21 protein-coding genes are annotated in these 26188 nt (G+C 73.4%); 5 read left to right on the forward strand and 16 right to left on the reverse strand.

Annotated elements, in window-relative coordinates:
• Positions 1-130 precede the first annotated feature (130 nt).
• Entirely contained in the window at positions 131-976 is an 846-nt protein-coding gene (locus tag BSZ37_RS16615; protein WP_095511625.1) for a hypothetical protein, read from the forward strand.
• Positions 977-1056: 80 nt separating this feature from the next.
• Here BSZ37_RS16615 and BSZ37_RS16620 read toward each other — a convergent pair whose 3' ends face one another.
• From BSZ37_RS16620 to BSZ37_RS16650, 7 genes are all read right to left on the reverse strand, one after another.
• Positions 1057-3501, reverse strand: coding sequence for a M4 family metallopeptidase (locus BSZ37_RS16620; protein WP_095511626.1), 2445 nt, complete (start codon positions 3499-3501; stop codon positions 1057-1059).
• A gap of 276 nt (positions 3502-3777) precedes the next feature.
• Positions 3778-5262: a DUF58 domain-containing protein gene (locus BSZ37_RS16625; RefSeq protein WP_095511627.1), complete on the reverse strand. Its 1485-nt coding sequence runs from the start codon at positions 5260-5262 to the stop codon at positions 3778-3780.
• 5 nt (positions 5263-5267) lie between these two features.
• Entirely contained in the window at positions 5268-6347 is a 1080-nt protein-coding gene (locus BSZ37_RS16630) for an AAA family ATPase (RefSeq protein ID WP_095511628.1), read from the reverse strand.
• Positions 6348-6357: 10 nt separating this feature from the next.
• Entirely contained in the window at positions 6358-7632 is a 1275-nt protein-coding gene (locus tag BSZ37_RS16635) for a DUF4350 domain-containing protein (RefSeq protein ID WP_095511629.1), read from the reverse strand.
• Complete coding sequence (locus tag BSZ37_RS16640) at positions 7629-8444, reverse strand: DUF4129 domain-containing protein (protein WP_095511630.1); 816 nt, start codon at positions 8442-8444, stop codon at positions 7629-7631. The genes BSZ37_RS16635 and BSZ37_RS16640 overlap by 4 nt, the downstream gene beginning before the upstream one ends.
• Positions 8441-9457, reverse strand: a complete 1017-nt coding sequence (locus tag BSZ37_RS16645; protein ID WP_095511631.1) for a hypothetical protein — start codon at positions 9455-9457, stop codon at positions 8441-8443. The genes BSZ37_RS16640 and BSZ37_RS16645 overlap by 4 nt, the downstream gene beginning before the upstream one ends.
• Positions 9450-10427 carry a stage II sporulation protein M gene (locus BSZ37_RS16650; protein WP_095511632.1) on the reverse strand — a complete coding sequence of 326 codons (978 nt, stop codon included), beginning with the start codon at positions 10425-10427 and terminating at the stop codon, positions 9450-9452. Before BSZ37_RS16650 ends, BSZ37_RS16645 begins: the two co-directional genes overlap by 8 nt.
• A 135-nt stretch (positions 10428-10562) precedes the next feature.
• Here BSZ37_RS16650 and BSZ37_RS16655 point away from each other — a divergent pair, with 135 nt between their 5' ends.
• Positions 10563-11600 (forward strand): hypothetical protein, encoded by a 1038-nt coding sequence (locus BSZ37_RS16655; RefSeq protein WP_095511633.1) that lies wholly within the window; start codon positions 10563-10565, stop codon positions 11598-11600.
• 53 nt (positions 11601-11653) lie between these two features.
• Here BSZ37_RS16655 and BSZ37_RS16660 read toward each other — a convergent pair whose 3' ends face one another.
• The 9 genes from BSZ37_RS16660 to BSZ37_RS16700 form a co-directional block, all read right to left on the reverse strand.
• The gene (locus BSZ37_RS16660; protein ID WP_095511634.1) at positions 11654-12631 is read right to left on the reverse strand and encodes a glycosyltransferase family 2 protein; all 978 of its coding nucleotides are present in this window, start codon (positions 12629-12631) and stop codon (positions 11654-11656) included.
• Positions 12597-13844: a glycosyltransferase gene (locus BSZ37_RS16665; protein ID WP_179299711.1), complete on the reverse strand. Its 1248-nt coding sequence runs from the start codon at positions 13842-13844 to the stop codon at positions 12597-12599. Before BSZ37_RS16665 ends, BSZ37_RS16660 begins: the two co-directional genes overlap by 35 nt.
• A complete protein-coding gene (locus BSZ37_RS16670; protein ID WP_095511636.1) occupies positions 13844-15175 on the reverse strand; it encodes a glycosyltransferase family 4 protein in 1332 nt (443 codons plus the stop codon). The genes BSZ37_RS16665 and BSZ37_RS16670 overlap by 1 nt, the downstream gene beginning before the upstream one ends.
• Positions 15176-15258: 83 nt before the next feature.
• Positions 15259-16719, reverse strand: coding sequence for an O-antigen ligase family protein (locus tag BSZ37_RS16675; protein WP_179299712.1), 1461 nt, complete (start codon positions 16717-16719; stop codon positions 15259-15261).
• 2 nt (positions 16720-16721) lie between these two features.
• On the reverse strand, positions 16722-18086 hold the full coding sequence (locus tag BSZ37_RS16680; protein WP_095511638.1) for an MATE family efflux transporter: 1365 nt from the start codon (positions 18084-18086) through the stop codon (positions 16722-16724).
• Between the two features lie 59 nt (positions 18087-18145).
• The gene (locus BSZ37_RS16685) at positions 18146-18673 is read right to left on the reverse strand and encodes a polysaccharide biosynthesis/export family protein (protein ID WP_095511639.1); all 528 of its coding nucleotides are present in this window, start codon (positions 18671-18673) and stop codon (positions 18146-18148) included.
• Positions 18674-18704: 31 nt separating this feature from the next.
• A complete protein-coding gene (locus BSZ37_RS16690) occupies positions 18705-21308 on the reverse strand; it encodes a GumC family protein (RefSeq protein WP_095511640.1) in 2604 nt (867 codons plus the stop codon).
• Positions 21309-21665: 357 nt separating this feature from the next.
• Positions 21666-22718 (reverse strand): tRNA preQ1(34) S-adenosylmethionine ribosyltransferase-isomerase QueA, encoded by a 1053-nt coding sequence (gene queA, locus BSZ37_RS16695; RefSeq protein ID WP_095511641.1) that lies wholly within the window; start codon positions 22716-22718, stop codon positions 21666-21668.
• A 75-nt stretch (positions 22719-22793) separates the two neighbouring features.
• Entirely contained in the window at positions 22794-23567 is a 774-nt protein-coding gene (locus BSZ37_RS16700; RefSeq protein ID WP_095511642.1) for a M48 family metallopeptidase, read from the reverse strand.
• 282 nt (positions 23568-23849) lie between these two features.
• Between BSZ37_RS16700 and BSZ37_RS16705 the strand changes: the two genes are divergently transcribed.
• Genes BSZ37_RS16705 through BSZ37_RS16715 form a run of 3 tightly spaced genes read left to right on the forward strand, consistent with a single transcriptional unit; the run spans position 23850 to position 26181 of the window.
• Positions 23850-24473, forward strand: a complete 624-nt coding sequence (locus BSZ37_RS16705; RefSeq protein ID WP_095511643.1) for a ricin-type beta-trefoil lectin domain protein — start codon at positions 23850-23852, stop codon at positions 24471-24473.
• 18 nt (positions 24474-24491) lie between these two features.
• The gene (locus BSZ37_RS16710; protein ID WP_095511644.1) at positions 24492-25088 is read left to right on the forward strand and encodes a ricin-type beta-trefoil lectin domain protein; all 597 of its coding nucleotides are present in this window, start codon (positions 24492-24494) and stop codon (positions 25086-25088) included.
• A gap of 4 nt (positions 25089-25092) precedes the next feature.
• Entirely contained in the window at positions 25093-26181 is a 1089-nt protein-coding gene (locus BSZ37_RS16715) for a hypothetical protein (RefSeq protein WP_095511645.1), read from the forward strand.
• Positions 26182-26188 lie beyond the last annotated feature (7 nt).

Raw genomic sequence — 26188 nt, forward strand, 5'->3', positions numbered from 1 at the left:
GCGCGTACGAGCGGCGCCGGGCGCGGTGCCCCGTCACGGATCCGGGACGGATGTGCAGACCAAAGTGCATGAGGTGGAGGCGCTCAGAAAATGAGCGATACGTGCACAGGTCTGACGACACTCTCCATTCATGGTCCGCCTCTCGATTCTCTGCCTTCTCCTTCTCGCCGCGTGCCGACCGGCGCCCTCCGGCCTGACGCCTCACGAGGCCGCCCTCGCCCACCTCGACGCGCTCCGCGCCGGCGACGCCGACCGGGCGCTCGCGCTCCTCGACGAGGCGGCTGAGGCCGGCCACCTCGAGGCGCTCCACATCCTCGCGCATGCCCACGGCCGAGGCTACCTCCAAACGCCCTACGACTCGGTTCAGAAGTCCACGTCGCACCTCCCGATCTTCTCGACGCGGTGGGAGGCGGGGCGGGCCCTGCGCCGCTTCGAACGCGCCCTCCGTGACTCCGTCCGCGCAGGAAGCGTCGAGGCGCAGTTTCTGGTGGCCGACCGCCTCCTCGGCACGCGACGGATCCCTGGCGCGCGTGACGAGGTCGACCCCGACTCCGCCCGCGCCCTCTACCACACGCTGGCCGCCCGCGACGCTGACCCTCTCCGCCTCGCCTTCCTCGCCAACCGGCTCGGTGACGACGAGGCGTACCTCGCGCACCTCGACGACGCTGCCGAGGCGGGCGACCCCAACGCGTGCGTCTTCCGCTACTGGCGGCGCCGAGACCGCGACGCCCGGTTCTCCGCGGCCGGCGTAGCCCGGGAGATCGACGCGCTCGAGGCGTGCCGCGCGCGCGCCCTTGAGGCTCACCACGACGCCGAGATGTTCACGTCCGGCGAGCGCGTCGTCGGCGACCTCGCGGCACAAGCGCGCGAGGGGAACGCCGAGGCCACCGCGACGCTCGACTCGCTCCGGGCGACCGGGGTGTTTGATCGCCATCCCCGGCTGGCACCGCTCGCCGACGCCGGCGTGCCGGGCTGACCCGAAAAGAGCCCCCGCCCCGAAGGGCGAGGGCTCTAGGGCCGGGGAGGTGGTGGGCTCCCCGAGTCCGCCAGATCGGCTTAGCGGACGACCGTGAGCTGCCGCGTCAGGCGCTGCCCGTCGACGTCGAGGACGACGACGTAGACGCCCGCCGGCAGGGCCGACGTGTCGAGCGCAACATCGGTCCGTCCCGCCTGGAGGCGGCCGGCGTGCGGGCTCGCGACCTCGCGGCCGAGCAGGTCCAAGACGGCCACGCGGGCGTCGCCGGCCTCCGGCATCGAGACGCCGACCGTGGCGACCGATGTGGCCGGGTTCGGGCCGACCGCGAGGTCGAGCACGAGCGCCTCGGCCTTCGCCGGGACGACCCCGAGCACGTCGCTCGGCGGGGCCACCGGCGGCTCGTCCATCGCCACGGCGTCCAACTCGCCGGTCGCCGTCATCAGCGCCTGCGTCGAGTAGTACGCGACCTGCGTGATCCGGTAGCCGTAGCCCGTGACCGAGTAGTCGGTCACGATGTTCGACTTGATCGTCGAGCCGTCGACGACGGCCCAGAAGCCGGACCGGGTGCCGGTGTAGGTCGCCCGGGTCGTGTTGCCCGCGTCCTTGATGTAGACGAAGTCGTAGTTGTTCTCGAGCTCGAACTGGGCGAAGTACATCGCGACCTGCTGGGCGCCGGTCTTCGTGTAGGTGTGGGTGTAGTTGTAGTTGTTGGCGTACGGGTGCGGCGTCTGCGCGTTCGCCGACTCGTAGTACCACTGGGCGGTGCCACCGCCGCCTCCGCCACCGCCGCCGGACGAACCGACGCCGACCGCGGCCCACGCGTTCGTGACCGCCGTGACCTGCGACGAGCCCGACCCGTAGAGGTCTGTGGCCGCCTGGATCGTCCCGGCGCGGGCGGCCGAGAAGGTCGTCGAGGACGTGAAGTAGTTGGCGAGGGCGCGGTACCAGATCCGCTCGGTCGCGTTGCGGCCGATGCTGGAGACGCTCACGCCGTTGTGCGTGCCGCCGGCCGCCATCAGGTAGGCCGCCTTGTTCGGGATGCCCGAGTTCGTGTGGACGCCGCAGTAGTCGTTCGACTGTGACGGTGAGCATGAGCCGGGGTAGAGTCGGTCGTCGTAGTGGTCCGGCTGGCCCTCGGCGGGCGGGTTGCTCAGGCTGCGGAGCGCGTCACCGCCGGTGCCCGGCGTGTACGAGTTCTCCCCGAGCGTCCAGTCGTCCCGGTCCACCATCACGGCGAAGATGTCGGAGACCGACTCGTTGAGCGCGCCCGACTCCTTCTGGTAGACGAGGCCAGCCGTGTACTCGGTCACGGCGTGCGTCAGCTCGTGGGCCGCGATGTCGAGTTCGACGAGCGGGCCGAACGTGGAGCCGTCGCCGTCGCCGTAGACCATCTGCTGGCCGTTCCAGAACGCGTTGTTGTAGCCCGAGCGGTGGTGGACCGTGCTCGTCATGTTCGCGCCGGAGCCGTTGTAGCTGTTCCGGCCGTGCGTGTTCAGGAAGTAGTCGTACGTGAGGATCTGGCCGTAATGGGCGTCAACGCCGGCTCGGGCCGCCGACGACGTGAAGTTGTTGTCGGAATCCGTGATGTAGCTGCCCGGGAGCGAGGTCCCGTTGTTTCCCGTCATCGTCCGGATGTAGGACGGGCCGCGGGTCGTGTCGTAGAGGTAGTAGGTCCCGCCCGAGGAGTAGGTCGGGATCGTGACCGTCCCGCTGTAGAGGCTCGAGCCGGAGCCCGTCTCGGGCGCGACCATGGCGAGCACCGACGAGTCGCTCTGGCGGGCGTATGGGACGCCCGAGGCGGCCGCGGTCGCCTCGACGCGCGGGTCGAAGGTGTGGATCGAGTTGAACCGGTGCAGGACGTCGCCCGTCTTCGCGTCGACGAAGACCTCCCAGTTGGCCGGGCGCGGCGCGTCGACGAAGAGGCGGACGTGGTACGCCAGCCGGTAGCCGTCGTCGTGGGGGTAGACGACGAGGTCGGCCGTCGGCGTCCAATCCATGGCGTCGCCGAAGGCGTCGGCCGGGACGGAGTCGCGGAACTCGACGGGGCCGAGGTCTCGCTTGGCGAGCACCAGGGACGCGTCGGCGGCGAGCGCCGGCCGCGTGTCGATGTCTGTGGCGCCCGGGTGGAGGTCGCCCCCCCACGCGACGGCCCGGCCGTCGCGGATGTGGAGGGCGCCGTCGCCGGTCCACACCGGCACGCCGTCGACCGTCTGGCGGACGCGGACGTGCGTCATGCCGAGGTCGTCGGTCTCGGTCCGCTCGACGCGGAGCTCCGGGGCCGAGGCGAACCCGAACGCGGCGGCGTGATCGCGGAAGAAGCCGGACACGTCGTTGGCAGACGCGCGGCCGAGGTCGCCGGCGAGGAACGTCGGCGTGTCGCGGTCGGTGGCGTAGACGGAACGCGTGACGGCGCCGAACTCGGCGGCGACGGCCTCGCGGGCGTCCTGGGCCGAGGCGCCGGGGGTGAGGAGGAGAGCAGAGAGCGCGAGGGCAGCTAGGCCCCTGCGGAGAGGTGCAACACGCATAGAGATGGGTGGTGGGATGACCCCGGCGAACCGCGCCGGGCTGTGCGCCACGCTAGGCGCTCACCTCCCATTCACACAACTCCCACGACACCTTCCAACGAGAGAGGGCGTGGCACCTCGCGCCGTCAACGGGCGTGCAATCGGGGCTGGACCCGCTCTACTGGGGGACAAGTGCGTGCCCCACCTTTTTGAGAAGAAACAATGAACCGTAGGACAAAATCGGACGCCGTGAGCGGTGCATCCGAGGAGTAGTACGCCGATCACGGGACCGGTCGTCTAGAACGTTCCCTCGGCCTTGATCTGCAGGTACCGGTTGACCGCGTCCACCGTCAGCCGCTCCGGTGTAGTGAGGAGCGCGCCGACGCCGTGGCGCTCCAGCGTCCGTGCGATCTCACGCTTCTCGAGGGCCAGCGACTCGGCGGTCGCCTTGACGTAGACGTCCTCGAGTCGCTCGGCCGTCGACGTGAGGAGGTCGCGGATGCCGGTGTTCTCGAACAGGACCACGACGAGGCGGTGGCTCCGCGCGATCCGCCGGAGATAGGGGAGCTGGCGCTCGAGCCCGGCGACCGTGTCGAAGTTGGTCATCAGCAGGACGAGCGACCGCTGGCGGAGGCGCCCGCGGAGGACGGCGTAGAGGTCCTCGAACGACGGGTCCTGGTAGCCGGGGTCGAGCCGGTAGAGCGCGTCGAGGAGCGCCGCCAGCTGCCCGCGGCGACGGTCGGGCGGGACGACCCCGCGGGCCTCGCGGTCGAACGCCACGAGGCCGGCCCGGTCGCCTGTGAGGAGGGCCGTGTTGAGGAGGACGAGCGCGGCGTTGACGGCGTGGTCGAGCAGCGTCATCCCCTCGAACGGCGACCGCATCGCGCGCCCCATGTCGAGCGCGACGACGACCGGCTGCTCTCGCTCGTCCTGGTAGGTGTTGACCATGAGCCGCGGCTCGTGCGCGCTCCGCCGCGCCGTCGCCTTCCAGTTGACCGAGCGGCGGTCGTCGCCCGGGACGTACGGGCGGACCTGGTCGAACTCCATCGTGTGCCCCCGCCGCCGGACGCGCTTCACGCCGACCTCCCGGAGCCGGTCGCTCTCGGCCAGGAACGCGTAGCGCTTCATCTGCTGGATCGAGGGGTAGACGACCGCCTCGCCGCCCTCGGCCACCACGAACCGCCGCGCGACGAGCCCGAGCGGCGACGACACATACACGAGAAGCCGGCCAAAGTCGTACGCCCCGCGCTCCGTCGGCCGGAGGGAATACGCGAGCCGGGCCTCACCGCGCGCGGGCACCGGCACCACGACGCCGTCGCCGCGCTCCTGGAACTGGACCGGCACCTCGTCGATCACGCGCGCCGACACCCGGACCCCGTACCGACTGCGGACGAGGACCTCGACCTCGTTGGGGTCGCCGAGGGACAGCTTCTCGGGGACCTCGCGCCGCCCCGTGACCGCACCGCCCGTCCCCCACAGCAGCACGAGGTCGGCCACGACGAGGGCGGCGAGCGCGAACGCGGCGACCTCGACGACCGGAAGCAGCGGCGCCCACACGAACGCGGCGACGAACGCCGCTGCCAGCCCGAGGAGGGCCCAGAACGGCCGGGCGGTGAGGAACAGGTCGCGGAAGGGGTTGGGAAATCGGGACGGGGGGCCCGGGGCACCCGCCTCGGCGCCGCGCTCACCGAGGCGGACGGAGTCGCCCCCCCCCTGCCCTGCCGACGCCGCGACGACGCCGGCCGGGTGAGCCTCGGCCCGTTCCTCGTTCCCGTTCCCCATGCCCCTTACCTCGGCACCTCGATCTCCTCGACGATCCGCCGGAGGACCGTCTCGGGACGAACGCCCTCGATCTCACGCTCGGCCGTCAAGAGGACGCGGTGCCGAAGCACCGGCGCCACGATCGTGCGGAGGTCGTCGGGCGTGGCGAAGTCGCGGCCCGACATGGCGGCGACGGCCTTCCCGCCACGGACGAGCGCCAGCGTCGCGCGGGGGCTGGCACCGAGCGACAGCGACGGGTGCCGCCGCGTCGCCGCCACGATCGCTGCTGCGTAGGTGAGCACGGGAAGCTCGACGCGGACGCCGCGGACCGCTGCTCGCGCCTCGCGGAGCGCGTCGGCGTCGAGGACGACCTCGACCTGCTCCTCGTCCATCACGCCGCCGAAGCCCTGGAACCGCGTCAGCATCTCGACCTCCTCCTCCTGCGACGGGTACTCGACCACGACCTTGAACAGGAACCGGTCGAGTTGGGCCTCCGGGAGCCGGTACGTCCCCTCGTGCTCGATCGGGTTCTGCGTGGCGACGACCATGAACGGGTCCGGCAGCTTGTGCGTCGTGCCGTCGACGGTCGCCTGACGCTCCTCCATCGTCTCGAACAGGGCCGCCTGCGTCTTGGCGGGCGCCCGGTTGATCTCGTCGATCAGGACGAGCTGGGCGAAGATGGGGCCCGGGTGGAACTCGAAGGTCCGCGTGGCCGGCGAGAACACGCTCGTGCCGAGGACGTCGGCCGGCATGAGGTCGGGGGTGAACTGGATCCGCGCGTAGTCGAGCCCCGAGGCCTTCGCCAGCAGCCGCGCCGTGAGCGTCTTGGCGACGCCCGGGACGCCCTCGATGAGCGCGTGGCCGCCCGCGAGGAGGCACGCCACGAGCTCGTCGATCAGCCCGTGCTGGCCCACGACGACGCAGCCGATCTGGGTGCGGAGCGCGTCGACGGCGGCCTCGACCGGCGCGAGGTCGGCCGTTGGGGCGAACGGGTCCGGCGCAGAATCGGATGTCGGCGCGGCCTCCTCCACCTCGGCCCTTCGGCTTCGCTCAGGAGAGCCGTCGAGGCAGGCGGGGTCGGGCGGCGTGTCGGGAGCGTCGGGCATGGGTCGGCGACTAGACGTGGCGGAAGAAACGGGCGACGCGGGCGTCGAGGCGGACGAGGTCGTGGGCGTCGGGCCGCTGGCGGGCGCGACGGAGCGCGCCGAAGAGTTGCTGGGCCTCGTCCTCGGGCACGCCGGCGCGGGCGGCGGCGAGGCGGGCGGTGTCGTCGTCGAGCGCGGGCTCCGTGATGCGGAGCTCCGTGCGGAGCCGGTCGAGCACGACGCGCTCCATCCGCCGCGCGAGGGCCCGGTCGTCGCGGTGGACGAACCGGAGGCGGCCGACGGTCCGCGCGAACTCGCGCTGCGCGTTCGGGGGGGGCGCCACGACGGGGACGGCCCGCTGCCATCGGCGCCCGCGGAAGGCGAGGTACAGCACGCCCGCCAGCAGCAAGACGACGTAGGCGCCGCGGAGCGCGGGCGTCTGGAGGACGTAGCGGAGCGGCGTCGCGGCGTGCTCTTGGTACGGCTTGAGGTAGTCGTCCCACAGGACGGGCTGATCCGGGAGCGAGGCGACGAGGGCGGCGGCGTAGGCCGGGCCGTCGCCGGCGCCCGTGAGCGCGGCGTTCGAGACGGCCAGCGGGGTCGACGAGATCAGCACCTCGCCCCGCCCGTGGCGGACGCGCACGAGCGTCACCATCCGCTCGGTCTCCTCCCACGGCCAGACGGCGTGACCCAGCACCTCCGTCCGTGCCGGGTCGAGGCCGACGATTTCGGCTAGCTGCACGTCGATCGGGAACGCGTAGTCGCCCGCGACCCCGGGCGGTACCAGCGTGAGCGTGTCGGGATTGAACTCCGCCCGCGCTCCGAAGGCCTCCACCCCGCCGAACACCGGATCCACCATGATGGCCTCCGGCTCCTCGTAGACGCCCAGGTCGCCGTCCGCCAGGACGCCCTCCTCCGCCTCGGTCGTGTCGGGGACCATGAGCGCGTCGGCGAGCGGGCCGCTCAGGCCGTGCGTGAGGAGGGCGAGCGTGTTGCCGCGCGCCACGAAGTCGAGGACCCGCTCGGCCTCGGCCGCGTCGGGCGCGACCGACTGGGCGAGGACGAGGTACGTCCGGCCGCGGAGCGTCGTGTCGGCGAACAGCTCGAAGGCCGGGACGGCGACGGGTTCGACGGGCTGGCCGAGCCACGCGGGGAGCGATTCGTAAAACACCTCGGCGTCGAAGGGGGCGTCGCCCTCCCGCTCCAGCCGCACGCGGAGGTCGAGCGGCTTCGGCCGTGCCATCTCGACGGCGATCAGGGCGAGGATCATCACGCCCACGAGGAGGAGGTAGCCGCGGACGCTCATGCGGGCACCGAGGCGGGCGGGGCCGGGGCGGCCTCGTCGAAGAGCGGGGCCAGCTCGGCGTGGAGCGCCGGCGGGACGGGCCGCTCCCCGTACCACACGGCGTCGAACACGCGCGTGGCGCGGGCAAAGGTCGCGGCGCGGTCGGGGCGGGCGGCGCGGACCTCGGCGACGTACTGGCGGTTCGTCTTGTCGCGGCGCCACGCGATCGCCCCGGCCGCGTCGAGCGCCTGGAGCAGGAGGAGGTAGCGCACGCGGATCGCCTCGCGGTGCTCTCCCGCATCGAGCGCCTCGCGGAGGCGCGTAGCCAGGTCCACCTCGGCGATGTCCTCGGCGTCGAGGAGCGGGCCGACGCCGCCTCCCGCGTCGGAGCGGCGGGCGAATACGCCCCCGCCTTCGACCCGGAGCAACCGAGCCACGGCCCAGCCGACGACGAGCACGGCGAGCCCGATCAGCACGTAGCGGCGCACGTCGGGCGTCGTGTTCTCGTAGACCGGATCCCAGAGGGTCCGCCGGAGCCAGCGCAGGAACTGCTCCCACAGCGATGGGCCCTCGGCCTGTGGGGTGTCGTACTGGAAGTCCGGGTCGGCGCGGTAGGCACCGAGCGTGGCCGGGGCCGGCGCGGGGACGAGCGTGTCGGTGGCGAGAGGGGCGCCGTAGACGTCGGCCGGGTCCTCCGGTGGGAGGCGATCGGCCGGGAGGACCTCCGTTGGCGGCGGAGCGGGCGGTGGCGGCGGGGTCGCGGGGGGCGCTGGCGGGGGCGCCTCCTGGGCGACGGCCGCGACCGCGAGCAACGCGAAGACGAGCGCTCTCACCCGCGGAACCCGCCGCCGCGGAAGCCTCCCCCGTTCTGGTTTGCGTCGCGGTCCCCGGCGTCGGCGCCCGGCGCGGGCGGAGGCGTCGGGTCGGGCGCGTCGAGGTCGTCCGCTTCGGCGTCGAGGCCGGCGAGCTCGTCGAGGTCGGCGTAGAGGCCCGAGCCGTCGAGCTCCTCCGCCAACCGGCCGTGCACGAAGTACAGCGCCACGAGCGGGATGAGGTAGCCGGCGTACGAGACCACCTGGAGCGGCGCCATCACGGCGCCCATCATCGAGAACATCGCTGTCGGGTCCGTCTCGATCGTGTTGATGCCGACGACCATCATCACGATGTAGAGCGGCATCGAGATGATCAGGATGATGACGTAGAACAGGAGGCCGGCCAGCAGGAGCGCGCCGAACGAGAAGCCCCACGAGTCCTTGACGAGCAGGCGCGCCCGTTGCCACGACGACGCGAGCGAGTCCTCCTCCAGCGTCCGCACGGCGATGGTCACGGCGTAGTACGGGAGCGACCAGACCACGAACGCCATCCACGCGAGGATGCCGAGGCACGGGACGATCGCGATGACGGCCGAGGCCATCACCACGAGGGCGTACACGACCGACAGCCCGAGGAACGGGAGGAGCAGGCCGCGGGCCTCCTCCCACAGCACGCCGGCCGTGATCTCGCCCGCGAGCCCCTCGCGGTACAGCTTGACGTAGGCCGAGGCCGCCGCGACCGTCAGCGCGCCGCCGAGGAACCCGAACAGCAGGATCCCCAGGTACGTCGGCCCGAACATGGCGAACGGGTCGTTCTCGATGGCCGCGGGGTCGGCCATGAGGCCGCCCATCTGGTACATGTAGAGGCCCGTCGCGATGCCCGTCGCGAGGGCCACCGGCGCCACGACGGCGACGTAGCTCGTCAGCAGCTCGCGCCAGTTCTCGCGGAGCAGGGCGACGGTCCCGTTCATCACGTCGCCCACGTCGCGGAGCTTGCGGAAGGGGATGGACCCGCGGTCGGGGAAGTCAGACATGGGGAGCGCGGCCGCGGAGGGCCGGGAGGACGACGAAGTAGCCGACGAGAAACGCCAGCGATCCGAGGATGACGATGAGGCTCGCCCAGAGCGGCATCTCCGTTCGGCGCGTCACGACCCCTTCGAGGAGCGCGGCGAACGCGAACACGGGCACGAGGCCGACGACGATCTTCAGCCCGCGGACCGCGCCTCTACGGAGTGCCGCGAGTCGCGGATACGTCCCGGGCAGCAGGACGGCGTTCCACATCGTCAGGCCCGCGCCGCCAGCCACGACGATGGCCGCCAGCTCGAGCGTCCCGTGGATCATCACGACGCGGAACCACTTGGCGAGGAGCCCTTCGGCGGCGAACAGGTGCGCGAAGGTGCCGACCATGATCCCGTTCTGCACCAGCACCCAGCCCGTCCCGACCGAGGCGCCCGGGACCGGCGCGCCAGGGAAGAAGCCCGTGAACGCGAGGAACGACACGCGGATGTTGTTGAACGCGATGCCCAGCGTCATGTCGAGCTGGCGGGCCTCCTTGTAGACCGCGAAGGGGTCGCCCGCCTCGATGTTCGCCTGGGACATGTTGACGTAGCCGTCGCCCAGGATGAGCCGGACGAACGTGGCGTCGCCGACCGACGAGACGGCGCCGACGCCGATCGCACCGAGGAACAGGAGGAGCGAGGCCAGGAGGGCGCCGCGGGCCTCGTAGACGGCCTCGGGCACCTCGTGCGTCCAGAACCGGACGAGCCGGCCGCGCTCCTCGCGGCGGTTCCGGTAGACCTGCGCGTGGGCCTGCGCCGAGAGGTCGTTGAGGTAGGCCGCCGTCGCCGAGCCGGGGTAGAACGTCTTGGCGTAGGCGAGGTCGTCGCCGAGGCGGACGTAGGCGTCGGCCAGCGCGTCGGGGTCGACCGCGCCGTCGGCGTCGAGGAGCCCTTCGAGGGCGCGCCAGGTCGGGGCGCGGCGGCGGACGAAGACGGCTTCGCGCACGGGGTGGCAGCGGGGGGAGCGTGACGGGCCGGAAGGTACCCCCGGTGCTCAGATGGGGCACCCGCACCGACTCCCCGAGCGGCTTGACCCGGGCGCACGGCGGCCGATACCCGGGGCAGACTCCGCCCGCGCCCCATGTCCGCCCCCGTCATCTCCACCTGGTTCTACGCCGAGCGCGAGGGGGAGGAGAGCGTCTACCCCCAGGTCGGCGGCCGGTCGTCGTCGACGTGGTTCCAGTCGGTCTACTGGCGGTGCGTGGTGGACTTCTTCGCCGCCAGCGCGCGCGTCAACCCCGACGCCCGGCACCGGCTCTACACGAACCTCGACGCGGTCCCCGACATCGACGGGTTCGACACAGCGACCTTCCTGGCCCGGCACGGCGTCGAGGTCGTCGTCCTCCCCTACACGTCGAAGCCGCCGGCCGGCTGGCACTCGGCGTGGACCAACCAGTTCTACGTCCTCGACGTCACGGCCCACCTCGCCGAGACGCTCCCCGAGGCGGACACGGTCGGCGTCCTCCTCGACTCCGACTGCGTGTTCACCCGGTCCATCGGGCCCCTCGTCGAAGCCGCCCGCGAGCACGGCGCGCTCACGTTCGACGCCCACGTGGCCGACGACGACGAGATGAACGGGCTCTCGCCCCGCCAGCTCGGCCGGCTCCTCGCCGAGATGGACGGCGTCGGCGGCGACGGGGCCTCGCCGGTCGTGCCCTACCTCGGCGGCGAGATCGTGGCCGGCACGCGCGACGCGCTCCGGGCCGTCGTGCGGGAGGCACAAGCCGTGTGGCCGGAGATGGTCCGCCGTCACGAGGCGGGCGAGCCGAAGACGAACGAGGAGGCCCACCTCCTGAGCGCCGTCTACCACCGCCTCGGGCTGCCCGTCGGCACGGCCGACCCCTTCATCGACCGGATGTTCACGTGGTTCACCGGCGCGACCGTCCGCCCCGGCCACGAGGCGATGATGGTCTGGCACCTCCCCAACGAAAAGCGGCTCGGCCTCCGGCGCCTGTTCCGGGCCGTCCGCGACGACGACTCGTGGTTCTGGACGCTCCCCGTCGGCGACGCGTGGCGCCAGCGGCTCGGCCGGACGCTCGGCGTGCCGCGCCGGACGCCTGCCAAGTGGGTCCGCGACGTCGGCCGCGCCGTCCGCGACAAGGTCGAGCGGCCGGCGTAGGGAAGGATCGGGGGATGAGGGGCCTCGAAACGGCCCGCCTCCCTCCCCTCCCCTCACGCGCCGAGGCCGAGGTAGTTGTCGGGGCCGGGGACGACGAGGTTCCGCAGCCGCCCCAGCCCGAACGCGAACCGCCCGTAGGCGGCCCAGGCCCGGAGGCGGTCGGCCCCCGAGAGCGGCGCGTGCGTGATGGCCTTCGCGAACTCGACGGCGCGGCCGGCCGACGGCAGCAGCGGCCCGGTCGGGCGGACGCCCGTCTCGTACTCGATGTAGTCGCGGCGCGAGAGGTGGCGCGCGCTGCCGGCGTGGTGGCGCTGCTCGAAGAGCGGCGCGTCGAGGTAGGCGATGGGCCCGCGGAGCAGGAGCTCGGCGCAGAGGGCGTCCTCGACGCCCGGCATCGCGAACGGCCGCGACTGGCGGACCGCCTCGGCGCGGAAGACGGCGTAGACCAGCCACTGCCCCGGCTTGTCGCGGAGGAACCGGAGGAGTCGGGCGCCGGGGTCCGGCCCGTCGAGCGCGCGCTGCGTGTCGGGCGTCCACGCCCAGACCCCGCCGTCGCCGTCGTGGAAGCCGCCGGCCTCGGCGTCGTACGGGTACGGCGCGCCCGCGTCGTCGACGAGGCGGAGCGCCGTGTGGGCGCCGACGGCCTCGGGACGCGCGTCCAGCTCCGCGAGGCACCGCGCGGCGTAGTCCGGGAGCGGGACGTCGTCGTGGGCGGCCCACTTCACGAACGGCGCGCCGGTCTCGAGCGCGAGCGCCATCGACCGGTTGAAGTTGCCATTCGCGCCGAGGTTCGCCTCGTTGCGGTGGTAGCGGATGCGGGGGTCCGCCTCGGCCGCCGCCCGAGCGATCTCGGCCGTGCCGTCGGTCGAGGCGTTGTCGGTGACGACGGCGACCCAGCGTTCTTCGGTCTGCGCCTGGAGCGCCTCGAGGGCGCGGGGCAGGTACCGCTCTCCGTTGTAGACAGGGACGGCGAACGCGATCCGGGGCGCCGTCACGTCAGGCGGCGGCGAATTGGGCGATGGCGTCGTCATAGATGACCCGGAGCTCGCGGTAGTTGACGTCGCGGGAGTACCGCTCGGCAAAGCGCATCCGCGTCTGGGCGCGCATGGCGTCGAGGCGGTCGGGGTCGGACGTGAGCTCGCGGATGGCGGCGGCGAGCGCCGCGGCGTCGCCGCGCGGAAACAGCCGACCGGTCACGCCGTCCTCGATCATCTCGGAGAACGCGCCGTGGTCGGTCGCCACGACGGGCGTCCCGACGCCCATCGCCTCGACGGCCACGAGCGGCCAGCCCTCGTACCACATCGACGGCGCCACGAGGAGCCCGGCCGTGGCCATCGTCCAGACCATCGCGTCGGGATCGAGCCAGCCGAGCCACTCGATCCGGTCGTCGGCCTCGGCCGCCTCGCGGACGAGGTCGGCGAGCTCGCCGTCGCCCGCGATCTTGAGCGTCGGGAGCGTCGGGTCGAGTGCCCAAGCGTCGAGGAGGACGCTGAGCCCCTTCCCGTTCGCCAGGCGACCGGCGAACAGGACGTGGTCGCCCCCCGGGCCGTCGATGGGGACCCCCTCGGCCGCGTTGTGCTTCACGGCGATCCGGTCGGCCGGGAGCCCGCCGTCGGCGAGCACACCCCGCGCGAACTCGCTCAGCGCGACGTACCGGTCGACGGCGTGGTCCCACGTGCCGAGCGCGCGGTGAGCAGCGATGGTGCTCGCCACGGCCGCCGTCGCCGCCGCGCTCCCGCGGTAGCACTTGTGCCGGACGGCCGGCGCCGCGAACGCCTTCCCCACGCAGTCGTGGCAGAGCCGGCCATCCCGCAGCAGGAGGTTGCCCGGGCACACCATCCGGAAGTTGTGGAGCGTGTGGACCGTGGCCGCACCGCCCGCGTGGGCCGCGTGGAACACCGACGGCGACGCCAGCGGCAGCGTGTTGTGGACGTGGACCACGTCGACCCCCTCGGCCTCGACGATCCGGCGGACCTCGGCGTAGGCCTCGCGACTCCACAGCGTCCGCGTGGCGAGCGCCAGCCGGCCCATCCCGTCGACGTCGTCGTTGTGGAGCTCGTAGCAGAGCACGCGGTGGCCCCGCTCTTCCAGGAGCTCGCGCTCGCGCTCGTAGACGCCGTCCTCCCCGCCCCGGTGCTGGTAGACGTTGTGGACGAGCAGGACCGTCAGCGGGGAGTCGCTGAGGTCCTCGGCCAGGAGCGACCCGCTGCGAACCGGGGCACGGAGGGCAGGAGCGATCGTCATCATGAGAGCGAGGCGCTGAGGAGGGCCTCGCGGCCGGGGGCCCCGATCGCACTGCCCGTGGATCCGTCGAGGCTGGCCAGGCCGTCCCCCGCCGGCGGCCGGTCCAGGCCGAGCACCTCGGCGTAGAGCGCGTTGACGGCGTCACCGTTGGCCTGCCAGCTCAGCTCGTGGGCCCGGGCGATGGCCCCGCGGCTCCGACGGTCGTAGCCGGCGGGATCGGAAGCCAGCGTCGTCACGGCCTCGGCGAGACGGCGGACCGCCTCGTCAGGCGTCGTCACCGGGACCGGCACGCCGCAGGCGTCGGAGCAGACGTCGGCCGCGCCCTGGTGGTCGAGGTACACGACGGGAAGGCCCGCCGAGAGCGCCTCCAGCATGACGTTGCCCGACGTGTCGCGGAGGCTCGTGAAGGCGAAGGCGTCGGCCTGGGCGTACAGGTCCATCAGCTCGGCGCGGGGCATCCAGCCCCGCCACTCGACGCCCGGCACGCCGCTCAGGAGGTCGCGCTCCGGCCCATCCCCGACGACGATCAACTCGATCTCAGGTCCCCCCTCACGAGCCGCCCGCTGGAGCCGATCGAGCGCGGCGAGCGCGAGCCGGAGGCCCTTCGTGGGGATGAGCTGTCCGGCCCAGAGCAGGCGGAACGGGCCGGGCTCGCGATCCGCCCACCGCTTGGCGTCCCCGACCGCGCCCGTGCCCGTCTCCAGGAGTTGGCGGACCGGGGCGCCCGTGATCTCCTCCAGGTCCCGCTTGCCCGTCGAGTTGGCGGCGAGGAGCACGTCGGCCGCCTCGGCGGCTTCGCGGACGCGCCGGCCCCGGAGCTGGATGCCGTTGAGTACGGTCCGCACGCGCTCGGTGACGGCCATCGACCGACTCCCGATGTCGAGGAAGGCGGCCGGGGTGTTCTGGGTCCCCCCCACCGGTCCCCAGACGAACGGGACGCCGAGCTTCCACAGGTCGCCGGGCTCGCGGTAGCCGCAGAACGTCACCTGGTGAGCGAGGTCGTACGGGCGCTCCGCGTGGAGCCGTCGAGCGAGCCGGAGCGCGCGGGCCTGCCAGCGGCGGTAGGTCGGGTAGAACGCACCCGGGACGCGGTGGAGCGCCCGCTCCAGCCGGGTGTGGGGGACCCGGTAGAACCGGACCGCGTCGGCGATCCCCTCGGCCTCGACGCCCGTCGCGAGGAGGGCCATCTCGTGGTCGGTCGCGCAGAGGATCACGTCGACATCGCCGAACCGGGCGGCCTGGACCACCCGGTTCCACCCGACGAAGGGCTCCGAGCCGAGCGTGGGGTCGCAGGTGTAGGCCCCGAGAAGGAGGCGGGGGCGAGGGGACATGGAGCCTGGCGAGGTGGGGGACGCCAGGCGCTCTGCACGATCCGAGCCGATCCCCACCCGACCTGTTCGGTCGGCCCCGTCCGTCACGCCGACTCGACGGGCGCGGCGACTGAACCCACGGGCGCCCCGTCCCCGGACGGCGCCGGCCCCCCGGCCGCCCACGACCACGACGGCCCCGAGGCGGGCCGGGGCGCCGCCCCGACGCGGAGGTCGTCGAGCAGGTGCGGGTGCGTCCGCTGGAGGCGCGTGCCGGCGAGCGCGAGGCCGAAGACGGTCCAGAACGGGATCGCGCCCATCGGCCCCTCGAGGTACACGTCGAACGACGCGTTGACGTGGGCCGCCAGCCAGAGCGCGCCGCACACGGCGTAGAACCCGGCCCACCCGTCGAGCCCCCGCAGCCGCGCCTCGACGGCCGACCGCCCGACGCGCCAGAACCAGAGGCCCTGGATCAGCAGCCACACCAGGAACATGGGGACGCCGCCGCGAGCGAGGACCGTGAGGTGCGAGTTGTGTGGGCTCCGCAGCGACCCCTCGTCGTCCACGTTGAAGCCGTCGTCGTCGGCGAGGTTGATCCCAAAGCCCTTGCCGTCGAGGAAGTGCGCCCCGCCGAACGTGTAGTCGATGATCTTCCCCCACCACTCGAGGCGCCACTCGGCCGTGTTGGCGAGCTGGGGGTTGTCGCTGCGGCCCGCGATGCTCTTGACGTTCTCCCAGACCTGCTCGACCGAGAACTCCCGCGTCCCGTCGTTGATCTTGATGCCCGACGAGCCGACGGCCAGGCCGAGCACGACGACGAGCGCGCCGACGTACACGAACCGCCCGTACCGCGCGGTCGCCGGCTTCCACAGCGTCGCGAGCCCCATCCCGAGCACGAACCCCAGCATCCCGCCACGGGACGTGATCATGAGCCCGATGATGCCCGCGGTGAGCCCGACGATCAGGGCCGGCTTCGGGCGCTGAAACCCGACCGTCACGAGCGTCACCGCAGCGGCGAGCGTGACGAGGAGGTCGCCCGGCTTCGTCTGGATGATGAGGACGTTCGCCCACGGCCACACGGGGAACGCCTCGAACACGCGGATGAAGAAGTGGACCGGCCACCCGACCAGGATCACGCCCCACACGAGACGCGGGGCGTGGGCGATCAGCCATCGGAGCCGCCCCGGCTTCTCGAGCACCAGCCCGGCCGCGATGAGTGCGAACAGGCCGTAGAGCACGACCATCCCGTCGCGGGCGGCGTCGATCCCCCACGTCGGGAGGCCCATCGCGACCCGGATCGACGCCCAGCCGATGAGCCCGACGAGGAGCCCCATCGCGGCCCCGGGCACGACGCTCGTCCGGCGCATCGCGCCCGCCAGCGCGACGAGCCCGAGCACGAGGGCGACCTCGCCGATGAACAGCGGCGGGAAGCCGAGGTAGGCGAACCCACGCCCCGCCACGGCATAGCCCATCAGGACAACGCCCAGGAACGTCGTGTACTTGTCGCCGAACGGGCGGCGCTGGGGGACGGCGTCGGGGCGGAACGCCCAGGGGTGCGGGGCCTCCATGCTCATACGGGCTCGAGGAGCGGCGCGTCGGCCGCCTCCGGCTCCGCCGGCCTCGGGGTGAGGTCCGTCGAGGCGGACGACGCCGAGACCGCGGGCGGCTCGGGCGCGTCGAGCGACTGGCGGGCAGGCCGGACGAGCACGACCAGCTCCGTCAGCAGGCCGAGCAGGTCGGAGAACAGCGCGCCGACCACGCCGAACGCGGCCGTCACGGCGAGACCGGCCGTCGACACGACGGCGACGGTCGCGACGCGGGCGCGGAACACGGCCGACGGCCGCTCGGCGCTCCGCACGAGCGTCACGAGCAGGTTGGCGACCGCGGCCCCGAGCGGCGCCAGCGCGAGGAGGATCAGGATCGGGAGGCTCACGGCGTACTGCCCGTCGTAGAGCCACGCCACGGCCGCCCGGCCGCCCACGAGCGTGAGCCCGCCGTAGGCCAGCGCGAGCGCCACGAATGCCACCCCGACTTTGCGGAGCGTCGGCCGGATCTCACCCGCCGCGCGAGCGCGCACGAAGATGGGCAGGCACAGCGTGGCGAGGGCCGAGAACCCCATCAGCGCCGGCATCGCGAGGTTGTAGAACGCCCGCAGCGACCCGCTCCCCTCGAGCCCCACGAACAGCGGCAGTGCGAGGTACGGGATGGACGACTGGACCCACTCGATGGCGCCGGTCGGGGCGGCCCAGCGCCCGTACTCGACGTGCGCCGCCCGCGCGTCGGCGAGAAGGCCGGCCTCGGGGACTCGCACGGGGACGCCGAGGCGGACCGCCAGCACGATCGCCGCGACCAGCGACGTCGCGGCCATCAGGCCGAGCGCGGCCGGGCCGGAGAGCCAGCCGACGTGGTTCAACCCCAACGCCCCGCTCACGAGCAACACGAGATAGACAACGCCCGCGCCCGCCGCCCACGACGGCCGCGACACGACGTAGCAGGCCCGCCGCATCAGCCACAGCCCGAGAATCGCCCCCTGCGCCACGGCCAGCGTCACAAACAGCGCGCCGAGCGCCGGGCTGCCGACGACCCACACGACGGCGCCGATGGACGCGAGCACGGCGCCGGCGGCCATCGAGAACCGCGCGTGGCCGGAGAGGAGCGCCCGGAGGTAGGCCCCCGTTCGCCCCTTGAACCGCTCGGGCCCGAACACGAGCATCGGCTCGATGAGGAGCCCGCCGTGGACCGTCCCCGCCAGCAGGAACACGATGAACGCCACCGTGAACGCGCCGTAGGCCTCGGGCGAGAGCCACCGCGCCAACAGCACGTTGACGAGGAAGTTGGCCCCGGCAAAGAGGGCCTGGTCGAGCACCGTCCACACGCCCTGCCGCAGCCACGAGCCGCGGAGGAGGTCCCGAAGGGCAGAGACGAGGGAGGCCATGAGGCGTGCCCGGAGGCCGGCCGGCGGGAGACCTCGGCGGGCGCGCCGAGGCGGGACGTCTACTGGGCGAGAAGCTGGAACAGGAAGGCGACGGTCCCGGCCGCACCGATGACCGTGGCGGCGTCCTGCCACCCGAACCGGCGCCGGTCGATCACCTCGACGAGGAGGGCGTCGTCGTGGCGCAGCGGCGGGATGACCGACGGGTTGCCGGCCGCGTCGGCGAGGAGCGCGCCGTAGATGAGGCCGGTCCCGGGCCGAATCAGGCGGAGCTCGACGCGCCGCTCGCTCTGCCGGTCGCGCACGTCGATCCGAGGGCCGCCGGAGAGGGCGAGGAGCCGCCGGAGGTCCGTCTCGTCGGCGATCTCATAGAGGCCGGGGTTCACGACCGCGCCCTCGACCTGGACCTGGATCGTGGCCTCGCCAGGCATATGGTGCTGGTAGTAGCCGGGCGCGTTGGAGACGGTCTGCTCGCTCTGGCCGATCCGCGTGACCGGCCGCTCGGAGGCGTCGGGCCGGCCGTACGGGTCGGCGGTCTGGGCGAGGGCGAGGGCCGGGAGGAGCCCGGCGAGGAGGACGAGGCGACGCATCGGAGTGGGGGGAGCGGTGGAGATGCGGGGGTCAGTCGCGGGCGGCGTGGCGGACGCCGGCCGTGGCCTTGAAGCCGACGGCCCCGCGCGGGTCGAACCGATTGAGGACCGCGCCGACACGCGTGAGCCCGACGCCGGCCAGCTCGGTCGCCACCTGGGTCATGGCGTCGAGGTCGGTCCGGTCCGCCTCGGCGACGAGGAGGGCCGCGTCGGCGTAGGGCGCGAGGAGCGTGGCGTCGGCGGCGGCGAGGGCGGCCGGCGTGTCGACGACGACGATGTCGAACTTGCCGCGGCAGTAGTCGAGGAGCTGCTTCACCGTCAGGGCCGACCACATCTGGTCGGGGCGCTCGACGGTCTCGCGCGGCGTCATGGCGAGGAGGTTGGGCACGGCCGTCGTCCAGAAGGCGACGTTGGCCTCGGGCGGCCCCTCGCCGAACTGGGCGTGCGGCTCGAGCCCGAACAGGTCGCCGACGGCCGGGTGGCGGAGGTCGGCGTCGAGGAGGAGCGTGAGCCGGCCGGCCTGGGCCGCGGCGACGGCGAGGTTGGCCGCCGTGAGGCTCTTGCCCGCGTGGCCGTCCGGGCTGCCCACGAGGACGACCTGCGGGTGCGCCCCGCCGCCGGCGTAGAGCCCGGCGTGGAGGTGCCGGAACGCCTCAGCCTCGGGCGCGAACGACCGCGTGAGCGTCACGAGGCCGGGGTGGACGACGCAGCCCTCGATCTCCTGCCGGCCGCCGCGGAGGGCCTCTTTGAGGTCGGGGACGGTCCCGATGACGGCGAAGCCGCGGTCGCGAAGGTCGTCGGGCGTCCGCGTCTTGGTGTCGGTCTGGAAGCGGAGGAACGCGAGGCCGAGGCCGAGGAGGAGGCCGAGGAACCCGCCGAGGCCGAGCGACAGCGGGAGGACCGGCGACGACGGCTCGCGCGGGGTCTGGACCTCGCGGAGCACCTGGGCGAAGCCGAACTCGGTCGTCTCCGACAGCTCGGCGCGGTCGAACTCGGTGCGGAGCTGCTGGAGCGTGGCCTCCGAGGTGGCCCGCTGGCGCTCGAGCTGTTCGAGCTCGACCTGCTGGCCGGGCACGGCGCGGAGCTGGCCGCGGGCCTCGCCGAGACGGCGGGAGAGCGTCGAAGCGCGGGCCTCGGCGCCGGCGAGATCCGCCTGGACGGACGAGATCTGGCGCTGGAGCTCGGCGACGTAGGCCTGACCATTCGCGCCGTCGCTCGACAGGCTGAGCCCGCCGGCGGCCACGGCCGCGTCGGTCTGCGAGCCGATCCGCGCGCGGCGGTCGGCCTTGAGGCTCCGGAGACGCGTGTCGATGCTGGCCACGTCGGGATGGCCTGTCGGGTCGCCCCGGAGCTCGGGGTTCTGCATGTAGATCTGCTCGAGGAGCCGCTCCAGCCGCGCGATCTCGGTGTCGAGGTCCGTCGTCTCGACGACCGACGGCACGTCGGCGCTCCGCTCCAGCCGCTCGGGCACCGACGCGAGGTCGCTCCGGAGCTGCCCGAGGCGGGCGCGGTGGGTCTGCGCCTCGACGCGGGCGAGGTCGAGCTGGCCCTGGAGCTGGCCGATCTGGGACACCGTCACCCGCGTCTGCTCGTCGAGGCCGGCCGCGTTCTCGGCCGTCATGAAGCCGGCGAGCTGGTTCTCGATCTCGTCGAGCTCGCCCTCGCGCCGGGCGATCTGCTCTTCGAGCACCTCGCGCGTCCGCGTCGAGCGCTCGCGCGACGACGACTGCGTGAGGGCCTGGTACTCGTCGGTGTAGAGGCGGGCGATGAGGGCGGCCTCCTCGGCGCTGCCGGCCGCGGCCTCGACGCGGATGGCATCGGCCTGGTCGGCGGCAGGCCCGATCGTCACGACCTCCTCCTGGAGGTAGTCGGCGAGGCCGTCGGCGGTGAGCGGCGTGCCGTAGCGGTCGACGGCGCCCTGAATGGAGGTGAAGGCCTCGGCCTCGGGCTGGCGGAGGAGCGTCTCGGCCGTCCGCTCGGCGATCTGCGGCGCCTGCTGGAGCACGAGCCCCTGGTTGACGACCTTCGAGACGCTCTCGCCCGGGGCCGCGGCCACGCCGCCGGCGCCCGTCTGGGCGGGGTCGTTCGGGATGATGAGGAGGACGCTGTGGGCCTTGTAGACCGGCGCCGAGAACAGGCCGTGCGCCGCGCCGAGGGCGAGGCCGAGCACGGTCAGGCCGAGCACGAGCGGCCAGTGGCGGCGGAGCATCCGGAGCGTCCGGCGCATCGAGCGCCGCGCCTCGTCACGCGTCGCCGCCGAGGACGACGCGGGCGGGACCGGGGGCACGGGCGGGCCGCTCGGCGCCGTCGCCGGGACCGACCGCGAGACCGGCGCGAGAGCCGCCGTCGGCGCGTCGTCCGTGTCGAAGTCGATGCGGAAGCCGTCCCCGTCGTAGTCGACGTCCCCGCCGACCTCGCGGGCCGGGTCTGCCAGCGCCGACGCCCGCACGGGGGCGGCAGCCTCGGGCGCCTCGACGGCGATCTCGGAGGCGGCGACGGGCTCCCACGCGGGGGCGGCCGGCCGGGAGGCGCCGTCGCCGGGCAGGCTGAGGTCTTCGAACACGGCGTCCTCGACCGAGGCGTAGGCGCCGGTCGGCGGCGTCTCGTGGCGGGAGTTCGGCGGACGGTCGGACATGAGGGGCGGGGAGAGTCCCGGGTATCGGCGGCGGCCGGACTGGCTTCAATCGCCCCGCACGCAAGCGCTACACCCGTCTCTCTCGCCCCCCTCTTGACCCGCCCCGAATGGCACGCCGGGCCGACACCGCCCCACCCTATTGCCGATTCGTCCGGGTCATGGCGGAGACCGAGACGACGGCGCCCGCCACGGCCCCTCCCTCGCTCTTCTACTTCCCCACTGCCCGCCTGCCTCGGCCCGGTTCTGGACCCTCCCGACGCAGGCGGACTCGCGACGACCGCTGGCTCGTCCGGCTCGCCGAGACATCGGCACCCCAGATCCATCAGCCCATCCCCGAGGCGGACGGAGCCGGCGGCCTCAGACGATCAGCATGCAGTCGCCGTACGAGTAGAACCGGTACCCCTCGCGGACGGCGTGTCGGTACGCCTCCATCACCGGCCCCAGCCCCCCGAACGTCGCCGTGAGGACCAGCAGCGACGACTTCGGCAGGTGGAAGTTGGTCAGGAGCGCGTCGACGGCGCGAAAGCGGTAGCCGGGCGTGACCGTGAGGTCCGTCGGCCCGGCGACCGGGTGGAAGCGGCCCGCGTCGTCGGCCGAGGTCTCGAGCGCGCGCGTCGAGGTCGTCCCGACGGCGACGACGCGCCCGCCCGACTGGCGGACGCCGTTGAGCGCGTCGGCCGTCGCCGGCGAGACCTCGATCCGCTCGGGCGCCACGCGGTGCTCGCGGAGGTCGTCGGCGCGGACGGGCTCGAAGGTGCCGTAGCCGACGTGGAGCGTGACCTCGGCCGTGACGACGCCCTGTTCTCGCAGCGCCTCGACGGTGCCTGGCGTGAAGTGGAGTCCGGCCGTCGGCGCCGCGATGGCGCCGCGCTTGCGGGCGAAGACCGTCTGGTACCGCTCGCGGTCGGCCGCGTCGGCCTCGCGGTCGACGTACGGCGGAAGCGGCATCCGCCCGATCTGTTCGATCGCGACCTCCTCCGCCTCGACGGTCTCGAACGGGTGGCCGTCGCGGAGCAGTCGGACGCGGCGGCGGCCGCTCTCCTCGACCGCCTCGACGCGCGCCCCGAGGTGCTCATCAAAAAGGACCTCGGCGCCGGCCGTCAGCTTCCGCCCTGGCTTGGCGAGGGCCGACCACGTCCCGTCCTCCGCCCGCTCGACCAGGAACAGTTCGGCCCGCCCGCCCGTCGGCCGCCGCCCCACGAGCCGGGCCGGCACGACGCGCGTGTCGTTGAACACGAGCGCGTCGCCCGGGTCCAGGAACTCGCCGAGGTCGGCGAACTGGCGGTCCTCGACGGCCCCCGTACCGCGATGGAGCACGAGCATCCGCGAGGCGTCGCGCCGCTCGGCCGGCCGCTGGGCGATGAGCCCGTCGGGCAGGTCGAAGTCGTAGGGGGCGAGGGAATCGGGCAACGGGGAGACGGGCGATGGCAGAGTGAAACCTAGGGGCACCCTCGGCCCAGGTCCCACCTCCCCGTTCCCAATGCCCTACAACTGTGCAGCGCGGCGGCGGACGGACGCGAACTGGCTGTCGTCCGTGCGGAGGCCGCGGCCGTCGTAGCGGCGGGCCATCTGGCGGACCGACTGCATCCGCTCCGACGAGAGCGGATGCGAGCGGAAGAAGGCGACGCCGCCGCCCCGCTCCTGAGAGGCCAGCCGCTCCAGGAGGTCGGCGAGGCCGTCGGGGTCGTAGCCGGCGTTGGCCATGATCTGGACGCCGAGTTGGTCGGCCTCGCGCTCGTCGCGGCGGGAGAACGACGCGAAGGCGCCCTGGGCCGCGATCTGGGCCGCGATCCCCTCGACGCCGCTCCCGAGGCCGACGGCCCCGGCGACGGCGTTGACTTCCTGGGCGGCCGAGAGCCGTTGCGTCCCGTGCCGGGCCACGCCGTGGGCCACCTCGTGGGCGATGGCCCCGGCCAACTCGCCCGCGCTCCCGACGTTCTCGATCAGCCCGGTGTTGATGTAGACGAGCCCGCCGGGCACGTTGAACGCGTTGATCGCGTCGTCGCGGACGACGTAGAACCGCCAGGGCCGGTTGCCGAGCTGCGTCTGGCGCGCCATGGCCTGGCCGATCGAGTTCACGTAGTTCGTGAGCGTCCGGTCGTTGGTGAGCGGGAGCTGCTGGGCGAGCTGGTCTTCGAGCTGGCGGCCGGCCTGCCACTCCTCGTCGACGGAGTAGTAGTTGGCGCCGCCGAGCGTGGCGCAGGAGGCGAGGCCCAGGGCGAGGACGGCGAGCGCCGCCGTGCGGAAGGCGTAGGTCATGGGTCGTGCGGTGGTGGGAAGGGCAGAACGGTGCCTCGGGGGGCCTCCGTTCCTCCCCAAAAGCCGATCCAGGATCGCCCCGGGTCACACCCTCCCCCCAGACTCCACCCCGCCCTGCCCCCGTCGGACGTGGCGCCGAGGCGGGCAAACCGGCCCGAATAGCGCCGTTAACGGGGACGAGGCCGGTCTCCCAGAAAAAGAGCGCGGCGAGGTGCCGATTTCAAGCCGGCCTCCGCCTTGAGGGGGGAGCCCTCCTCCCTCCACGACACCCCCACCCTCCCCATGCGACACCTCCTCATCTCCTCCGCGCTTCTGGTCGCGATGGGCGTCTCCGCCCAGACCCCCGGCGCCATCGTCACGGCCAACCCCTCCCTCTGCCTCTCCGAGTACGGCAGCTACGTACACACCCGCGCCTGCACGCCGTCCGTCAACCAGTTCGCCTCCGTCTACGTCTCGCCCCGGAACGCGTTCTATATCAAGACCACGAGCGGGGGGTGCCTGAGCGCGTTCGAGGGAGCCGGCCGGCCCGTGCGGAGCGTGGCCTGCAACGAGGCCGACGCCACCCAGCGCTGGTGGATCCACCCCAGCGGCCAGGTCCAGAACCAGGCGAACCAGGCTCTGTGCCTCGACGTCGAGGGCGGCCTCGGCCGGGACCGCCGGGTGCTGAACTACGCCTGCGACCTCAACGGGAACGAGGCGGCGCGGCGCGACAACCAGCGGTTCTACCTCGGCGGGACGGTTCGCTACGACCCGGGGCTCGCTCAGCGGGCGACGGTGGCCTCCCGGCTGCCGGGCACCCACCACGTCACGACCGGCCTCCGCGGCGCGGGCATCATCGCCCCCGGGGGCGGCAACCTCATCGCGGCCGGCGGGGGCAACCTCATCGCGGCCGGCGGCCTCAACTAGCCCCTCCCCCTCCCGACCATGCGACTCCTCCTCCTCCTCGCCCTCGCCGCAGCAGGGCCCGCCTCGGCCCAGCCGGGGGCCTTCCTCACCGCGTCGCCCCAGGCGTGCCTCTCCGCCCCCGACGGCCCCGTCGTCACCACCGACTGCACGGCGGCCTCGAACCAGTTTGAAGTCGACCGGGTCGGCCCCCACACCGTCGTCCGGGTCGGCACCCAGTGCCTCGCTGGCGCCACATCGGGTGCCCCCGTGCGAGCGGTGCCCTGCCGGGGCGGCGATCCCGCCCAGGGGTGGCGGATCACCGACGGGCGCGTCGAGAGCGCCGCCGCCCCCGGGCTGTGCCTGGCCCTCGGCGCACCGCCGGCGCAGGGCGCCCGGGCGACCCTCGAGGCGTGTGCGACCGACGGGCCCGCCGCCGAGCGCCAATGGTTCGCCCTCGGCGAGATCGTGCAGAACGCCGCGCTCGCCCGGCTCGCTCGCCGGGCCGACACGCTCGTCGGCTCGGAGCACGTCCGCCGGCACCCCAGCGGCGTGGCCGTGATCGCCGACGGGAGCAATCACTTTGTCCGCACGGGCGGGGCGACCTACGCACGGGCCCCGCGAGGCGCCATCCGGTAGCCCCATGAGATTCGTCCTCGCCCTCGCGGTCGTGGCGGGCGCCCACGCCCAGCCCGCACTGGAAGCCGGAGCCGCCCCTTTCGCCGACGACCGCTACGCCGAAGCCCTCGCCGCCTTCGAGGCCGCGGAGGCCGACCTCGCCGGCTACCCCCCGCTGACGCTGTGGCAGGGCCTCGCCCGCTACGGCGCGGCCGGCGCGCCGACCTCGATGTCCGCCGACGCGTTCTGGACCGCCCAGTCCGACCTCGGCCGCGCCAACACGGCCGACCGGATCTGGGGGACCGCCGTCACGTTCCTCAAGGGGCTCCTGTATTGGCGCGCCGGAGACGCCGCCAGCGCCGCCGACTGGTTCGAGTGGTGCGCCCCAGACGGCCTCGCGGCGGCGTCCTGTGCCCAGGCCCTCGCCGACGTCCAGGCCGGCCAGCCGGCTCCACCACTGGCTCGCTGGCCTGAGCTCGTCGAGCTTCCCGGGAGGGCCGGCGCCGCTCCGCCCGCCGACCCGCTCGCCGCGCCGCCCGGAGCGGAGCCCGCTGCACCGCCACCAGGCGGGGGCTTCCCGAGGTTCGGGCGCGGCCACGTCGTCCTCGTCAACACGGCCGGACCCCTGTGGGGCCGCGGGGTGGTCGAGGAGGTCGGCGAGGCGGGGACCCACTCCGAGGGGATGTACCTCATCGAGGGCGACGACGTCTACCGCGGCTGGTACTGGCACGGCGACGTCGAGGCGCCCGACCGCGAGCCGGTCTGGACCGACCACTACGTCGGCCGGTGGGACGTCCGGATTCCGGGGGCCATCACGACCCGGACGGACGGGAGCACGCGGACTACCACCGTCTCGGGTGGCATGCGGCTCCCGCCCCTCGAGGTGTTCCCAGACGGGACCTACGCCTGGGCCACCGACGACGGGGTGATCCGAGGCACCTGGATCCCGCGGGACGGCCTCCCCGGCATCGTGCTGCTCCGCGGGGACGAGGGCGCGGACTGGACGCTCTACCCGAACTCGGACCGGTCGTCGACAGAGACGTTCGGGACAGATCTCATCATCCTCAACTCCCCGACCGCGACCTACCGCGACGCCTACCGCATCCGAGACTAACGGTCCG

This window comes from Rubrivirga marina (genome assembly GCF_002283365.1).
Taxonomy (GTDB): Bacteria; Bacteroidota; Rhodothermia; order Rhodothermales; family Rubricoccaceae; genus Rubrivirga; species Rubrivirga marina.

Excerpts from the sequence above, each read along its gene's own strand:
- BSZ37_RS16645 (WP_095511631.1), bottom strand. The coding sequence starts at position 9,457 with ATGTCTGACTTCCCCGACCGCGGGTCCATCCCCTTCCGCAAGCTCCGC.
- BSZ37_RS16680 (WP_095511638.1), bottom strand. The coding sequence starts at position 18,086 with ATGGCCTCCCTCGTCTCTGCCCTTCGGGACCTCCTCCGCGGCTCGTGG.
- BSZ37_RS16705 (WP_095511643.1), top strand. The coding sequence starts at position 23,850 with ATGCGACACCTCCTCATCTCCTCCGCGCTTCTGGTCGCGATGGGCGTC.
- BSZ37_RS16660 (WP_095511634.1), bottom strand. The coding sequence starts at position 12,631 with ATGACGACGCCATCGCCCAATTCGCCGCCGCCTGACGTGACGGCGCCC.
- BSZ37_RS16635 (WP_095511629.1), bottom strand. The coding sequence starts at position 7,632 with ATGAGCGTCCGCGGCTACCTCCTCCTCGTGGGCGTGATGATCCTCGCC.
- BSZ37_RS16690 (WP_095511640.1), bottom strand. The coding sequence starts at position 21,308 with ATGTCCGACCGTCCGCCGAACTCCCGCCACGAGACGCCGCCGACCGGC.
- BSZ37_RS16630 (WP_095511628.1), bottom strand. The coding sequence starts at position 6,347 with ATGCCCGACGCTCCCGACACGCCGCCCGACCCCGCCTGCCTCGACGGC.
- BSZ37_RS16655 (WP_095511633.1), top strand. The coding sequence starts at position 10,563 with ATGTCCGCCCCCGTCATCTCCACCTGGTTCTACGCCGAGCGCGAGGGG.
- BSZ37_RS16700 (WP_095511642.1), bottom strand. The coding sequence starts at position 23,567 with ATGACCTACGCCTTCCGCACGGCGGCGCTCGCCGTCCTCGCCCTGGGC.
- BSZ37_RS16715 (WP_095511645.1), top strand. The coding sequence starts at position 25,093 with ATGAGATTCGTCCTCGCCCTCGCGGTCGTGGCGGGCGCCCACGCCCAG.
- BSZ37_RS16670 (WP_095511636.1), bottom strand. The coding sequence starts at position 15,175 with ATGTCCCCTCGCCCCCGCCTCCTTCTCGGGGCCTACACCTGCGACCCC.
- BSZ37_RS16665 (WP_179299711.1), bottom strand. The coding sequence starts at position 13,844 with ATGACGATCGCTCCTGCCCTCCGTGCCCCGGTTCGCAGCGGGTCGCTC.
- BSZ37_RS16615 (WP_095511625.1), top strand. The coding sequence starts at position 131 with ATGGTCCGCCTCTCGATTCTCTGCCTTCTCCTTCTCGCCGCGTGCCGA.
- BSZ37_RS16710 (WP_095511644.1), top strand. The coding sequence starts at position 24,492 with ATGCGACTCCTCCTCCTCCTCGCCCTCGCCGCAGCAGGGCCCGCCTCG.
- BSZ37_RS16625 (WP_095511627.1), bottom strand. The coding sequence starts at position 5,262 with ATGGGGAACGGGAACGAGGAACGGGCCGAGGCTCACCCGGCCGGCGTC.
- BSZ37_RS16620 (WP_095511626.1), bottom strand. The coding sequence starts at position 3,501 with ATGCGTGTTGCACCTCTCCGCAGGGGCCTAGCTGCCCTCGCGCTCTCT.
- BSZ37_RS16675 (WP_179299712.1), bottom strand. The coding sequence starts at position 16,719 with ATGGAGGCCCCGCACCCCTGGGCGTTCCGCCCCGACGCCGTCCCCCAG.
- BSZ37_RS16685 (WP_095511639.1), bottom strand. The coding sequence starts at position 18,673 with ATGCGTCGCCTCGTCCTCCTCGCCGGGCTCCTCCCGGCCCTCGCCCTC.